The sequence below is a fragment of the Pseudomonas sp. R3-41 genome, assembly GCF_054161485.1.
Map to the genome: position 1 here is coordinate 2112831 of NZ_CP096421.1, position 14014 is coordinate 2126844.

At 56.9% G+C, this 14014-nt stretch carries 9 protein-coding genes, 2 tRNA genes and 3 rRNA genes; 8 read left to right on the plus strand and 6 right to left on the minus strand.

Annotated features, from left to right (window positions below):
* Nucleotides 1–162: 162 nt before the first annotated feature.
* Nucleotides 163–1053, minus strand: coding sequence for a threonine/homoserine exporter RhtA (gene rhtA / locus M1D99_RS09650; RefSeq protein WP_186709621.1), 891 nt, complete (start codon nt 1051–1053; stop codon nt 163–165).
* Nucleotides 1054–1734: 681 nt separating this feature from the next.
* On the opposite strand from rhtA, the gene M1D99_RS09655 reads away from it, so the two are divergent.
* The 5 genes from M1D99_RS09655 (at nt 1735) to rrf (ending at nt 7024) form a co-directional block, all read left to right on the plus strand.
* Nucleotides 1735–3271 (plus strand): 16S ribosomal RNA (locus M1D99_RS09655).
* Between the two features lie 160 nt (nt 3272–3431).
* Nucleotides 3432–3508 (plus strand) — tRNA-Ile (locus tag M1D99_RS09660).
* 30 nt (nt 3509–3538) lie between these two features.
* Nucleotides 3539–3614: transfer RNA gene (locus M1D99_RS09665), tRNA-Ala, on the plus strand.
* Nucleotides 3615–3860: 246 nt separating this feature from the next.
* Nucleotides 3861–6752 (plus strand): 23S ribosomal RNA (locus tag M1D99_RS09670).
* A gap of 156 nt (nt 6753–6908) precedes the next feature.
* Nucleotides 6909–7024: ribosomal RNA gene (gene rrf / locus M1D99_RS09675) — 5S ribosomal RNA — on the plus strand.
* Together the 16S, 23S and 5S rRNA genes with 2 tRNA genes alongside form the textbook arrangement of a ribosomal RNA operon.
* 116 nt (nt 7025–7140) lie before the next feature.
* Here rrf and M1D99_RS09680 read toward each other — a convergent pair.
* Entirely contained in the window at nt 7141–7542 is a 402-nt protein-coding gene (locus tag M1D99_RS09680; protein WP_434574893.1) for a lysozyme inhibitor LprI family protein, read from the minus strand.
* Between the two features lie 153 nt (nt 7543–7695).
* Between M1D99_RS09680 and M1D99_RS09685 the strand changes: the two genes are divergently transcribed.
* On the plus strand, nt 7696–8154 hold the full coding sequence (locus M1D99_RS09685) for an SRPBCC family protein (RefSeq protein ID WP_434574895.1): 459 nt from the start codon (nt 7696–7698) through the stop codon (nt 8152–8154).
* 480 nt (nt 8155–8634) lie between these two features.
* Here M1D99_RS09685 and M1D99_RS09690 read toward each other — a convergent pair whose 3' ends face one another.
* Nucleotides 8635–9582 (minus strand): AraC family transcriptional regulator N-terminal domain-containing protein, encoded by a 948-nt coding sequence (locus tag M1D99_RS09690; RefSeq protein WP_458131687.1) that lies wholly within the window; start codon nt 9580–9582, stop codon nt 8635–8637.
* 203 nt (nt 9583–9785) lie between these two features.
* Here M1D99_RS09690 and M1D99_RS09695 point away from each other — a divergent pair, with 203 nt between their 5' ends.
* Entirely contained in the window at nt 9786–10523 is a 738-nt protein-coding gene (locus tag M1D99_RS09695; RefSeq protein WP_186710396.1) for an SDR family oxidoreductase, read from the plus strand.
* A gap of 186 nt (nt 10524–10709) precedes the next feature.
* On the opposite strand, the gene inhA is transcribed toward M1D99_RS09695, so the two are convergent.
* The gene (gene inhA, locus M1D99_RS09700; protein WP_434574898.1) at nt 10710–11396 is read right to left on the minus strand and encodes an isonitrile hydratase; all 687 of its coding nucleotides are present in this window, start codon (nt 11394–11396) and stop codon (nt 10710–10712) included.
* Nucleotides 11397–11495: 99 nt separating this feature from the next.
* Here inhA and M1D99_RS09705 point away from each other — a divergent pair, with 99 nt between their 5' ends.
* A complete protein-coding gene (locus M1D99_RS09705; RefSeq protein ID WP_458131688.1) occupies nt 11496–12488 on the plus strand; it encodes a GlxA family transcriptional regulator in 993 nt (330 codons plus the stop codon).
* On the opposite strand, the gene M1D99_RS09710 is transcribed toward M1D99_RS09705, so the two are convergent.
* Both M1D99_RS09710 and M1D99_RS09715 read right to left on the minus strand, forming a co-directional pair.
* Nucleotides 12457–13359, minus strand: coding sequence for an alpha/beta fold hydrolase (locus M1D99_RS09710; protein WP_186710393.1), 903 nt, complete (start codon nt 13357–13359; stop codon nt 12457–12459). The genes M1D99_RS09705 and M1D99_RS09710 overlap by 32 nt on opposite strands.
* A 28-nt stretch (nt 13360–13387) precedes the next feature.
* Nucleotides 13388–13765, minus strand: a complete 378-nt coding sequence (locus M1D99_RS09715; RefSeq protein ID WP_186710392.1) for a hypothetical protein — start codon at nt 13763–13765, stop codon at nt 13388–13390.
* Nucleotides 13766–14014 lie beyond the last annotated feature (249 nt).

Consider the following 14014-nt stretch of genomic DNA (forward strand, 5'->3'; position numbering starts at 1 on the left):
CCTTATAATCGCCGCGGATCTTGTGTCCGCGTACGATCGTGTTCGCTCTTGCGTGAAGCGTTCATGACGTCCTGTATGAAAAAATCCATGTCTGACATTAGGTTACGGACCTAAACATGGCCTAAATGCGCGGCAAATACCAGAGCTTCGTTAAATCCTGCTTCAATCTGCCGCGACGGCAGGCTTTGCCGTGTTGGCCATGGTCAGCGTTGCACCCACCGACGCGAGGATGATGCAGGTGATGGCCATCCACTGGGCCAGGGACAAGTACTCATGAAGAAAGACGAGTCCCGACAAGGCTGCGATTGCCGGTTCGATGCTCATCAGGGTGCCGAAGGTGCGGGCAGGCATTCGAGTCAGGGAAATCATTTCCAATGTATAGGGTAGGGCTGTGGACAGGATGGCGACGCCGATGGCGATTGGAATCAGGCTCGGTGTGAGCAGTGCGGCGCCCGCGTGGACAATGCCGATGGGCGCGACGAACAGGGCCGCGATCATGACCCCCAGTGCAGCGGTCTGCACACCATTGTCCGCTCCGGCTTTCTGGCCAAACAGGATGTACAACGCCCAGCAGAAGCCGGCACCGAGTGCGTAGCCGGCACCCACCAGGTCGATACTGGCGCTGGTCGCGCCGGTCGGTATGAGCAGCAACAGACCCACCACTGCCAGGGCAATCCAGAGAAAGTCGATGGCCCGGCGCGAGGCGTAAATGGCGACTGCCAGAGGCCCGGTGAATTCCAATGCAACGGCGATGCCCAGCGGAACGGTACGAACTGACATATAGAAGAGGAAATTCATGCCGCCCAGTGCCATCCCATAGACGATCACCGTGCGCAGGGACTGGGCGGTGAGCTTGGCGCGCCAGGGGCGTAGCATCAACAGCATGATGAGGCTGGCAAAGATGAGTCGCAGCGTCGTAGTCCCTTGTGCGCCCACTACCGGGAACATGCTTTTGGCGAGGGAAGCCCCCGCTTGAATGGAAGCCATGGCTATTAATAGCAAGGCAACCGGGTACAGGGTGGAGGCCAGGTTGCGATGTGAAGGGGGTGTCATTGCGAAGTGTCGTCCAGAGTAAGGGCGGAGAAGCTGAGTTGAGCAGTATATTGCGCATCTGCAGCGATTCCGTCTATATAGCGGCCATATTTAAGTGCCGTCTCGACGCGTTAGATAGAAAAATCAAATTAAGGGTTGACGGCAGATTCTGGAAGTCTATAATTCGCCCCACTTCCGGCGCAGTCGAAACGGAAAACTCCTTGAGATTCAACGAGTTAAGTAGGTTTTGAAGGTGCAGGGCTTCAGTTCATCGAAGCTTGGAAGGAGCAGATGGAGCGGTGATGTTTGGCTCTATCGGCGGTTCGATCTTCTCGGTCGAAAGCGGTGAAAAAGAGGTGTTGACAGCAGCGAGTAACGCTGTAGAATTCGCCTCCCGCTAACGAGAGATCGGAAGCGCAAGTGGTTGAAGTTGTTGATGTTTCCGAAGCGAAACTTTGAAAACTTCTTAAAATAACCGCTTGACAGATACACGGGGCGCTGTAGAATGCGCGCCTCGGTTGAGACGAAAGGCTCAGCCAACCGCTCTTTAACAACTGAATCAAGCAATTCGTGTGGGTGCTTGTGGAGTCAGACTGCTAGTCAACAGATTATCAGCATCACAAGTTACTCCGCGAGAAATCAAAGATGTAACCAACGATTGCTGAGCCAAGTTTAGGGTTTTCTCAAAACCCAAAGATGTTTGAACTGAAGAGTTTGATCATGGCTCAGATTGAACGCTGGCGGCAGGCCTAACACATGCAAGTCGAGCGGTAGAGAGGTGCTTGCACCTCTTGAGAGCGGCGGACGGGTGAGTAATGCCTAGGAATCTGCCTGGTAGTGGGGGATAACGCTCGGAAACGGACGCTAATACCGCATACGTCCTACGGGAGAAAGCAGGGGACCTTCGGGCCTTGCGCTATCAGATGAGCCTAGGTCGGATTAGCTAGTTGGTGGGGTAATGGCTCACCAAGGCGACGATCCGTAACTGGTCTGAGAGGATGATCAGTCACACTGGAACTGAGACACGGTCCAGACTCCTACGGGAGGCAGCAGTGGGGAATATTGGACAATGGGCGAAAGCCTGATCCAGCCATGCCGCGTGTGTGAAGAAGGTCTTCGGATTGTAAAGCACTTTAAGTTGGGAGGAAGGGCATTAACCTAATACGTTAGTGTTTTGACGTTACCGACAGAATAAGCACCGGCTAACTCTGTGCCAGCAGCCGCGGTAATACAGAGGGTGCAAGCGTTAATCGGAATTACTGGGCGTAAAGCGCGCGTAGGTGGTTCGTTAAGTTGGATGTGAAAGCCCCGGGCTCAACCTGGGAACTGCATTCAAAACTGTCGAGCTAGAGTATGGTAGAGGGTGGTGGAATTTCCTGTGTAGCGGTGAAATGCGTAGATATAGGAAGGAACACCAGTGGCGAAGGCGACCACCTGGACTGATACTGACACTGAGGTGCGAAAGCGTGGGGAGCAAACAGGATTAGATACCCTGGTAGTCCACGCCGTAAACGATGTCAACTAGCCGTTGGGAGCCTTGAGCTCTTAGTGGCGCAGCTAACGCATTAAGTTGACCGCCTGGGGAGTACGGCCGCAAGGTTAAAACTCAAATGAATTGACGGGGGCCCGCACAAGCGGTGGAGCATGTGGTTTAATTCGAAGCAACGCGAAGAACCTTACCAGGCCTTGACATCCAATGAACTTTCCAGAGATGGATTGGTGCCTTCGGGAACATTGAGACAGGTGCTGCATGGCTGTCGTCAGCTCGTGTCGTGAGATGTTGGGTTAAGTCCCGTAACGAGCGCAACCCTTGTCCTTAGTTACCAGCACGTTATGGTGGGCACTCTAAGGAGACTGCCGGTGACAAACCGGAGGAAGGTGGGGATGACGTCAAGTCATCATGGCCCTTACGGCCTGGGCTACACACGTGCTACAATGGTCGGTACAGAGGGTTGCCAAGCCGCGAGGTGGAGCTAATCCCACAAAACCGATCGTAGTCCGGATCGCAGTCTGCAACTCGACTGCGTGAAGTCGGAATCGCTAGTAATCGCGAATCAGAATGTCGCGGTGAATACGTTCCCGGGCCTTGTACACACCGCCCGTCACACCATGGGAGTGGGTTGCACCAGAAGTAGCTAGTCTAACCTTCGGGAGGACGGTTACCACGGTGTGATTCATGACTGGGGTGAAGTCGTAACAAGGTAGCCGTAGGGGAACCTGCGGCTGGATCACCTCCTTAATCGACGACCGCAGCTGCTTCATGAGCTCCCACACGAATTGCTTGATTCATTGAAGAAGACGATAGAAGCAGCCAAAAGGGTTGTAGCTTGGTTGGTTAGAGCGCACCCCATGCTCTGTGGTAAAGAGCAGGGTGAGGTCGGCCTTAGTAGCTCGAAATTGGGTCTGTAGCTCAGTTGGTTAGAGCGCACCCCTGATAAGGGTGAGGTCGGCAGTTCGAATCTGCCCAGACCCACCAATTTTGTGTGGGAAACGCCTGTAGAAATACGGGGCCATAGCTCAGCTGGGAGAGCGCCTGCCTTGCACGCAGGAGGTCAGCGGTTCGATCCCGCTTGGCTCCACCACTACTGCTTCGATTGTATAAAGCTTAGAAATGAGCATTCCATCGGTTCGATGGTGAATGTTGATTTCTAGTCTTTGACTAGTTCGTTCTTTAAAAATTTGGGTATGTGATAGAAAGATAGACTGAACGTTACTTTCACTGGTAACGGATCAGGCTAAGGTAAAATTTGTGAGTTCTCTTAGTTGAGAAATTCGAATTTTCGGCGAATGTCGTCTTCACAGTATAACCAGATTGCTTGGGGTTATATGGTCAAGTGAAGAAGCGCATACGGTGGATGCCTTGGCAGTCAGAGGCGATGAAAGACGTGGTAGCCTGCGAAAAGCTTCGGGGAGTCGGCAAACAGACTTTGATCCGGAGATGTCTGAATGGGGGAACCCAGCCATCATAAGATGGTTATCTTGTACTGAATACATAGGTGCAAGAGGCGAACCAGGGGAACTGAAACATCTAAGTACCCTGAGGAAAAGAAATCAACCGAGATTCCCTTAGTAGTGGCGAGCGAACGGGGACTAGCCCTTAAGCTTCTTTGATTTTAGCGGAACGCTCTGGAAAGTGCGGCCATAGTGGGTGATAGCCCTGTACGCGAAAGGATCTTAGAAGTGAAATCGAGTAGGACGGAGCACGAGAAACTTTGTCTGAATATGGGGGGACCATCCTCCAAGGCTAAATACTACTGACTGACCGATAGTGAACTAGTACCGTGAGGGAAAGGCGAAAAGAACCCCGGAGAGGGGAGTGAAATAGATCCTGAAACCGTATGCGTACAAGCAGTGGGAGCCCACTTTGTTGGGTGACTGCGTACCTTTTGTATAATGGGTCAGCGACTTATTTTCAGTGGCGAGCTTAACCGAATAGGGGAGGCGTAGCGAAAGCGAGTCTTAATAGGGCGTCTAGTCGCTGGGAATAGACCCGAAACCGGGCGATCTATCCATGGGCAGGTTGAAGGTTGGGTAACACTAACTGGAGGACCGAACCGACTACCGTTGAAAAGTTAGCGGATGACCTGTGGATCGGAGTGAAAGGCTAATCAAGCTCGGAGATAGCTGGTTCTCCTCGAAAGCTATTTAGGTAGCGCCTCATGTATCACTGTAGGGGGTAGAGCACTGTTTCGGCTAGGGGGTCATCCCGACTTACCAAACCGATGCAAACTCCGAATACCTACAAGTGCCGAGCATGGGAGACACACGGCGGGTGCTAACGTCCGTCGTGAAAAGGGAAACAACCCAGACCGTCAGCTAAGGTCCCAAAGTTATGGTTAAGTGGGAAACGATGTGGGAAGGCTTAGACAGCTAGGAGGTTGGCTTAGAAGCAGCCACCCTTTAAAGAAAGCGTAATAGCTCACTAGTCGAGTCGGCCTGCGCGGAAGATGTAACGGGGCTCAAACCATACACCGAAGCTACGGGTATCACGTAAGTGATGCGGTAGAGGAGCGTTCTGTAAGCCTGTGAAGGTGAGTTGAGAAGCTTGCTGGAGGTATCAGAAGTGCGAATGCTGACATGAGTAACGACAATGGGTGTGAAAAACACCCACGCCGAAAGACCAAGGTTTCCTGCGCAACGTTAATCGACGCAGGGTTAGTCGGTCCCTAAGGCGAGGCTGAAAAGCGTAGTCGATGGAAAACAGGTTAATATTCCTGTACTTCTGGTTATTGCGATGGAGGGACGGAGAAGGCTAGGCCAGCTTGGCGTTGGTTGTCCAAGTTTAAGGTGGTAGGCTGGAATCTTAGGTAAATCCGGGATTCCAAGGCCGAGAGCTGATGACGAGTTACCCTTTGGGTGACGAAGTGGTTGATGCCATGCTTCCAAGAAAAGCTTCTAAGCTTCAGGTAACCAGGAACCGTACCCCAAACCGACACAGGTGGTTGGGTAGAGAATACCAAGGCGCTTGAGAGAACTCGGGTGAAGGAACTAGGCAAAATGGCACCGTAACTTCGGGAGAAGGTGCGCCGGTGAGGGTGAAGCACTTGCTGCGTAAGCCCACGCCGGTCGAAGATACCAGGCCGCTGCGACTGTTTATTAAAAACACAGCACTCTGCAAACACGAAAGTGGACGTATAGGGTGTGACGCCTGCCCGGTGCCGGAAGGTTAATTGATGGGGTTAGCTAACGCGAAGCTCTTGATCGAAGCCCCGGTAAACGGCGGCCGTAACTATAACGGTCCTAAGGTAGCGAAATTCCTTGTCGGGTAAGTTCCGACCTGCACGAATGGCGTAACGATGGCGGCGCTGTCTCCACCCGAGACTCAGTGAAATTGAAATCGCTGTGAAGATGCAGTGTATCCGCGGCTAGACGGAAAGACCCCGTGAACCTTTACTATAGCTTTGCACTGGACTTTGAATTTGCTTGTGTAGGATAGGTGGGAGGCTTTGAAGCGTGGACGCCAGTCTGCGTGGAGCCATCCTTGAAATACCACCCTGGCAACTTTGAGGTTCTAACTCAGGTCCGTTATCCGGATCGAGGACAGTGTATGGTGGGTAGTTTGACTGGGGCGGTCTCCTCCTAAAGAGTAACGGAGGAGTACGAAGGTGCGCTCAGACCGGTCGGAAATCGGTCGTAGAGTATAAAGGCAAAAGCGCGCTTGACTGCGAGACAGACACGTCGAGCAGGTACGAAAGTAGGTCTTAGTGATCCGGTGGTTCTGTATGGAAGGGCCATCGCTCAACGGATAAAAGGTACTCCGGGGATAACAGGCTGATACCGCCCAAGAGTTCATATCGACGGCGGTGTTTGGCACCTCGATGTCGGCTCATCACATCCTGGGGCTGAAGCCGGTCCCAAGGGTATGGCTGTTCGCCATTTAAAGTGGTACGCGAGCTGGGTTTAGAACGTCGTGAGACAGTTCGGTCCCTATCTGCCGTGGACGTTTGAGATTTGAGAGGGGCTGCTCCTAGTACGAGAGGACCGGAGTGGACGAACCTCTGGTGTTCCGGTTGTCACGCCAGTGGCATTGCCGGGTAGCTATGTTCGGGAAAGATAACCGCTGAAAGCATCTAAGCGGGAAACTTGCCTCAAGATGAGATCTCACTGGGACCTTGAGTCCCCTGAAGGGCCGTCGAAGACTACGACGTTGATAGGCAGGGTGTGTAAGCGCTGTGAGGCGTTGAGCTAACCTGTACTAATTGCCCGTGAGGCTTGACCATATAACACCCAAGCAATTTGCTGACTCGAAAGAGCGCCAGATTGCGGTGTGTGAAGACGAAACGAACCGAAAGTTCGAATCTCACAAAACACCGACGCTATCACATACCCAATTTGCTGAAGCGAGGCCATCAGGCCACGACTCGGTACCCGAATTTCTTGACGACCATAGAGCATTGGAACCACCTGATCCCATCCCGAACTCAGCAGTGAAACGATGCATCGCCGATGGTAGTGTGGGGTTTCCCCATGTGAGAGTAGGTCATCGTCAAGATTAAATTCCGAAACCCCTATCTGCTGATGCAGGTAGGGGTTTTGTTTTGCCCGTAATAAAAGCGCTGACCAAAAAAAGGATGACCTGCAGAGGTCATCCTTTTTACATCCCGGCTATCAAGCCTCGGGTACAGGGCAGCTCAGATCCCCTTCCTTGCACTTGAGATAGGTTTTGAATGCCTCGACCCGGGCTTTGGTCTGGGCGGTGATGCAATTGCCATAGATCAGCGGATAGACGCTGCCGCCCTCGACGCCAGAGGCGGAGAATTCACATTCGGCATCACGGAAGCCTATCCAGGCACGCTGTGCCTTGACCAGCATTTTCGTGGTCTCTGGATTGTCCTTCAGGCGTGCGGTGATCTGCTTGTACAAGCTGTTCAGCTCGTTGTCGGCGGCTTTGCTTTCCTTGGCTGCGCACTGGTTCATTTCGCCTTGGGTGATGGCGTTGGCGCAGTCGTCGGCCTGGGCGGCGGCGACAAAAAGCAACGGTGTCAGGGTCAGAAGCCAGCGTGGGGACATGTCGGGTCTCTCCTTGAGGGGTGGAAAACGCCGGGGGAGTTTACAACGCTCCATACTGTTTTAACGTCGGCAGCGCTAAACAACTCTCTGATACAACTTTCCGGTTGGCCTTGTGGTCTTACAAGCCTACTGTTGAAACACAGGAGGTGACACATGCATTCATCCGACCGCATCGAACGAAAGATCCTGCTCAAGGCCCCGCGCTCCCAAGTCTGGCGCGCCCTGGCCAATGCCGAAGCCTTCGGCCAGTGGTTTGGTGTCGCCCTTGAGGGGAAACGGTTTGTGGCAGGTGAGCGTACCCAGGGGCAAATCACTTACCCAGGTTACGAACACCTTATCTGGGACGTCGCGGTGGAGCGGGTGGAACCCGAGCGAGTGTTTTCGTTTCGCTGGCATCCTTACGCAGTCGAACCGCAGGTGGATTATTCAAAAGAATCTGAAACCCGGGTGTTATTCGAACTTGAAGACATGGATAGCGGTACTTTGCTCAAAGTCGTGGAGTCGGGTTTCAACAACATCCCCGAGGCTCGCCGACTGAAGGCTTTTCGCATGGACAGCCGTGGCTGGGATGAGCAAATGGCCAATATTGAAGCCTTCCTGAACAAGGCTTGAGATCGAACGGCTGGTGGCGCTAAGGGTTTTCGGAAGGGCAGGTATAGCGAATGTCTTACACGAGATGGTAGCTATGTCGTCTATTTCGCTTTGGATCCGAGGCGTAATCTGGACTCATCCACTGAAGCACAGGAAGTGCTCAGGATCAGGGACGATCGACCATGCAAGGATTAGCTATCGACAGGGAGTCGTAATGGTCTTGGAAAAACCCGCTTCGGCGGGTTTTTTTTCGTCTGCTGGAAAGTGTCAAAGGGTTCTATAGCGAAACGCTTACACGGCGTTGCTGCTTTCTCGTCTTTTCCCAGGACACCGGGAGGCCTAATCTATATTCATCCACTGGGTACAGGGAGTGCTCAGGGTCATGGATGATTGGACCAGGCATGGAATGCCGGACAGGGAGTCAAATTGGTCCTCAAAAAACCCGCTTCGGCGGGTTTTTTTTCGTCTGTGAAAAAGTAGCCTGATGTGCCAAACGCAGGGTCAAGCGCCACTGGCTTGCAGCGCCTGGGCACGCAAACGAGCGATGTCCTTGCTCGGCGAGGCGCCAAATAGACGGCTGTATTCGCGGCTGAACTGCGAAGGACTTTCATACCCCATCTTGTAGCCGATTGACGAAACATCGCTGCTCTGCGCCAACAACAACCGGCGGGCCTCTTGCAGGCGCAGCTGTTTCTGATATTGCAGCGGGCTCATGGCGGTCACGGCCTTGAAGCGGTGATGCAGGGCCGAAGGGCTGAGGTTGATCATTTGTGCCAGGCTGTCGATGTTCAGCGGCTCGGCGTAATGGCTATTGAGCCACTCGATGGCGCGGCTGATGCGATGGGTCTGGGTGTCGGGAATGGCGATATCGTGCAAGCGCCGGCCTTGGACGCCACGCAGCAGCCGGTAGAAAATTTCCTGTTGGGCCAGCGGCGCGAGCGTGGCGATATCGTCCGGGCTGTCCAGCAGCCGCAGCAAGCGCAACACCGCGTCCAGCAATGGCGCATCGATGCGATCGAGGAACAACCCGCGTCCGGTTCTTTCGCTCGGTACGCCGATGGGACTGGCGTCGGCAATCAGGCGACAGATCTGTGCCGGATCGATGTCGAGGCGGATGCACAGGTAGGGGCGCTCGGGACTGGCTTCAATCACCTGGCCGGCCAACGGCAGGGTCACCGAGACGACGAGGTAATTGAGCGGGTCATACACGTAGCATTCATCCGCCAGGCGCACTTCCTTGCGCCCCTCGACAATCACGCACAAACCAGGCTTGTGCACGGTGTGCAGGGCTTCGGTTGGCTCGTCGCTGCGGATCAGGTGCAAGGCCTCGATGGCCGTGGGATGGACGCCGAAGTCTGGAGCGAAGCGCATCATCAGGCTCGCCAGTTCGGCGCGACGCTGACTAACGCCGTCGTCTGACGCCATGTGGATGGACGTGGATACCGACATGCCGATCAATCTCCCAGGCCAAATGAGTGGACCGCGCTAGTAAAACCGATTGCGCGGTTGTCGGCCAGAGTCGGATTTATCGCTACAGGATCGTGCAAGTGCGCAGGAGGATCCGACTAACCCAGGCAAAGGTCGGTTGCCTAATCTGGACCTGTCAAAACGCTCCCACCCGGGGGCCAACACGTCCAGACGAGGAGACCATCATGTCCGATATTCAAAACAAAGTCGTGGTCATCACCGGCGCCAGCAGCGGGATTGGTGAAGCGGCGGCGCGGTTGCTCGCGGCTCGCGGTGCTCGTGTCGTACTCGGCGCCCGGCGTATCGATCGTTTGCAAGCGCTGGTGCAGGAACTCGAAGCCGCCGGCCAGCAGGCGGCCTGCAAATCCGTGGACGTGAGCCGCCGCGATGACGTCCAGAGCCTGATTGACTTCGCTGTCGAACGGTTCGGTCGGGTCGACGTGATCATCAACAACGCCGGGGTCATGCCGCTCTCCAAACTCGAGGCGCTGAAAGTCGAGGAGTGGGACCGTATGATCGACGTCAATATCCGTGGCGTGCTTCACGGCATCGCCGCCGGCCTGCCGCTGATGCAGCGCCAGCGTAGCGGGCAGTTCATCAACATCGCATCCATCGGTGCCTACGCCGTCAGCCCGACGGCCGCTGTGTATTGCGCCACCAAGTACGCCGTGCGGGCGATTTCCGAGGGCTTGCGCCAGGAAGTCGGAGGCGATGTGCGCGTGACGGTGATTTCCCCCGGCGTGACCGAGTCGGAACTGGCCGAGAGCATTTCCGATGAAGGGGGGCGTGCCGAAATGCGTGAGTTTCGCAAGATCTCCATTCCGGCCGAAGCCATCGCCCGGGCAATCGCCTATGCCATTGAACAACCCGCGGATGTGGACGTCAGCGAACTGATTGTGCGACCCACTGCCAGTCCGTTCTAAGTCGAGTTGAACCGACAAGGAAACCCTTTGTGGCGAGGGAGCTTGCTCCCGCTGGGTTGCGAAGCGACCCCAAGATTTTGCGATCGCTGCGCAGTCGAGCGGGAGCAAGCTCCCTCGCCACAATGGGACTGCCTCAAGGTTGTGTCCAACCCGACATAGTCTGTGCGCCGGCTTTGGGGCTTATCGTTACGCCAGTTCCAACCGCGCCGCAGCACGCTGGGTGATCTGCGAGCGCACCCGGAACGACTCGGCCGCACGCCGTTGGGCTTCTTCCAGGACGCGCGTTGGCGCGGTGTCCGGGCTGCCGGCGGTAAACGGCGGGGCAGGGGCGTATTCGAGTTGCAGCTGGACCAGCTCGGCGGTGTCCTGGTCGAACAGTTCGGCCGCCAGGGTCAGGGCAAAATCGATCCCGGCCGTGATGCCACCCCCGGTGAGCAGGTTGCCGTCGCGGACCACGCGGTCCTTGACCGGCGTCGCGCCCAGGGTTTGCAACAGGCTGTGATAGGCCCAGTGAGTGGTGGCGCGCTTACCTTGCAACAGGCCTGCCGCACCGAGCACCAACGCACCGGTGCACACCGAGGTGATGTATTTCGCGTCGGCGGCTTGCCGCTTGATGAAGGCCAGCGTCTGCTCGTCTTCCATCAGCGGCCCGACGCCGGTCCCGCCGGGGACGCAGATCACATCGAGCTTCGGGCAGTCCTCGAACGTGGTGGTAGGCAGCAGTACCAGCCCGGTACTCGCGGTGACCGGGGCCAGGTCCTTCCAGATCAGGTGGACCTTCACATCTGGCAACGAGGCCAATACGTCATAAGGGCCGGTCAGGTCCAACTGCTGGACTTGGGGGAATAACAGCAAACCGATCTGCAACGTCATGTCGCGTTCTCCTTTGGATGATGCCCGAGGGGTGGACGGTTTGACTTTAGATCCGTAGGCTCTGGCGTATACGCCAATAAGCCCACGAATCACGCCAATATGCCCAACCCACCGAAAACCGTTCATGTCCTGGCCTTCGCCAACGTGCAAGTGCTGGATGTCACCGGGCCCTTGCAGGTGTTTGCCTCGGCCAACGATTTGGCTCGCCAGCAAGGCCTGCCGCTGCCCTACACACCAACGGTCATCGCGGTGGGTGGCGGGGCGGTCATGTCCTCGGCGGGCTTGGCGCTGATGGCCGAGCCGCTGCCGAGCGAAGGCAGCGACACGTTGCTCATTGCCGGTGGTTGGGGCGTGTATGAAGCGGCGAAAGACGCGGCGCTGGTGGCCTGGGTCAAGGCGCACGGCCTGCGTTCGCGAAGGGTGGCGTCGGTGTGCACCGGGGCGTTCCTGCTGGCCGCCAGCGGTTGGCTGGACGGACGGCGCGTGGTGACGCACTGGACCCGCTGCGAGCAATTGGCCGAGCAACATCCGCAATTGCGGGTCGAACCCAACCCGATTTTTATCAACGACGGTCCGGTCTGGACCTCGGCCGGGGTGACGGCCGGCATCGACCTGGCCCTGGCGCTGGTCGAGGAGGACTTGGGCCGCGCGGTGGCGCTGGAGGTCGCCCGGCAACTGGTGGTGTTCCTCAAGCGTCCTGGCGGGCAATCGCAGTTCAGCGTGACGTTGTCGCTGCAAAAACAGGGCAGTCGGTTCGATGACCTGCACGCCTGGATCGCCGAAAACCTCACCCGTGACCTTGGCCTGTCGAGCCTGGCCGCCGAGGTGAGCATGAGCGAGCGCAGCTTTGTGCGTCACTACCGCGCCGACACCGGCCAGACCCCGGCGCGGGCCGTCGAGTTGATTCGCGTGGAAACCGCGCGCCGTTTGTTGTCCGACACCGCGGTGTCAATCAAACGGGTGGCGGTGCAATGTGGCTTTGGCAGCGAAGAAACCTTGCGCCGAAGTTTCCTACGGGCCATGGGCGTGACACCCCAAGCCTATCGCGAGCGGTTCGCCGTCAACCCTCAAGCAGATCCAGCAACGCCTTGAGCGTGGCCTCGGGGGCTTCCTGGGGAATGTTGTGGCCGACACCGGCGAGCACTCGGCGCTCGTAAAAACCGCTGAAATGCTCGGCATCTTCATCGTGCTTCGGCGCGGGCCCCACGCCGTCGTCGCCCCCGCACAGGGAAATGCTCGGCACGCTGATGGCCGGTTGCGCCGTCAATTTTTCCTCCATCCACTCCAGCGTCGGATCGCCCGGTGCGTACATGAAGCGATGACGGTAGGAGTGGATTACCACGTCGACGAAGTCCGGGTTGTCGAACGACGCTGCGCTGAGGGGATACAGTTCGGCGCCACGTTTCCAGGTCGGCGACCACAGGCGCCAAAGCAAGCCACACAGCTCGCGCCGGTTCTGGGTCAGGCCCTCGACACCCCGGGCCGTGTGGAAGTAGTACTGATACCACAGCCGATGTTCGGTTTCCGGATCCAGCGGTTGCCTGGAGCGCGGAATATCCTGCAGATTGTAGCCATCGCCGGTCACCAGGCAGCGCACGCGTTCGGGCCACAGCGCCGCGACGATACACGCCGCCCGACCGCCCCAGTCGTAGCCACACAGCGCCGCTTGGGGGATGGAGAGCGCGTCCATCAGATCCAACAGGTCCTGGGCCAGGGCGGCTTGCTGGCCGGAGCGCAGGATGGCCGGGTTGTTGAAACGGGTCGGGCCGTAGCCGCGCAGGTAGGGCACGACGACCCGATAGCCACGTTGGGCCAGGGCCGGCGCGACTTCGTCGAACGCCCTGGGATCGTAAGGAAAACCGTGCAGCAGGATGATCGGGTCGCCGCTGGCGGGACCGTGTTCTTCGTAGGCAATGCGCAGCAACGGCGTGACGGCGAAGTTGATCCTGGGCTCAAGGTTCATGTCGGCCTCCGGCAGTGTGCGGTTGTGTTCAGGCAGGTTCCTGGTTGACGTATTTGGCCCGATCCGGCGTGAACGTCACAATCATATTGGTGTTGGAACAGGTCAGGGTGCGCTCCTGGGTCAGGTCGATGTCCAGGTCTTCACCGCGCAGGCCCTGCCATTGGGCGAGGTATTTGAGGCAACCGAATTTTTCGTTTTTCTTCAGGCTGCGGCTGACGCCACCTTTCCAACCCAGCACCGGCAACTCCCCGGCCACACAGCGTTGCGCCAGTTCGGGAAACTTCGCCGAACGTTCGCGGCCGATTTCCCAGCACTTGATCAAGCCCCGGTCGTGGCCTTCCCAGAGGTCTTCGCGGGTCAGGCCTGTTCGGGGTGGGGTGGTGATGGGGCGTTTGATATGGGTCATGTCAGGTCCTTGAGTCGGGTTTTTATCGGGCAGCTCCGCTGCACCCGTGAGAGCGTCGATCTTAGGAGGGGTTGGCGGGGCTGGCAACTCGAAAGGGGGCGTAACGCTAAATGGGTGACTTGCGGTGATTGCTTCTGTGGCGAGGGAGCTTGCTCCCGCTGGGTTGCGAAGCGACCCCATACCAGACGCTGGTTCTTTGGAGGCTGGAAGATTTTTGCGCCTGCTGCGCAGTCGAGCGGGAGCAAGCTC

What these genes read in the sequence shown, in the direction of transcription:
- rhtA (WP_186709621.1), bottom strand. Translation starts at nt 1,053, where the DNA reads ATGACACCCCCTTCACATCGCAACCTGGCCTCCACCCTGTACCCGGTT.
- M1D99_RS09680 (WP_434574893.1), bottom strand. Translation starts at nt 7,542, where the DNA reads ATGTCCCCACGCTGGCTTCTGACCCTGACACCGTTGCTTTTTGTCGCC.
- M1D99_RS09685 (WP_434574895.1), top strand. Translation starts at nt 7,696, where the DNA reads ATGCATTCATCCGACCGCATCGAACGAAAGATCCTGCTCAAGGCCCCG.
- M1D99_RS09690 (WP_458131687.1), bottom strand. Translation starts at nt 9,582, where the DNA reads ATGTCGGTATCCACGTCCATCCACATGGCGTCAGACGACGGCGTTAGT.
- M1D99_RS09695 (WP_186710396.1), top strand. Translation starts at nt 9,786, where the DNA reads ATGTCCGATATTCAAAACAAAGTCGTGGTCATCACCGGCGCCAGCAGC.
- inhA (WP_434574898.1), bottom strand. Translation starts at nt 11,396, where the DNA reads ATGACGTTGCAGATCGGTTTGCTGTTATTCCCCCAAGTCCAGCAGTTG.
- M1D99_RS09705 (WP_458131688.1), top strand. Translation starts at nt 11,496, where the DNA reads ATGCCCAACCCACCGAAAACCGTTCATGTCCTGGCCTTCGCCAACGTG.
- M1D99_RS09710 (WP_186710393.1), bottom strand. Translation starts at nt 13,359, where the DNA reads ATGAACCTTGAGCCCAGGATCAACTTCGCCGTCACGCCGTTGCTGCGC.
- M1D99_RS09715 (WP_186710392.1), bottom strand. Translation starts at nt 13,765, where the DNA reads ATGACCCATATCAAACGCCCCATCACCACCCCACCCCGAACAGGCCTG.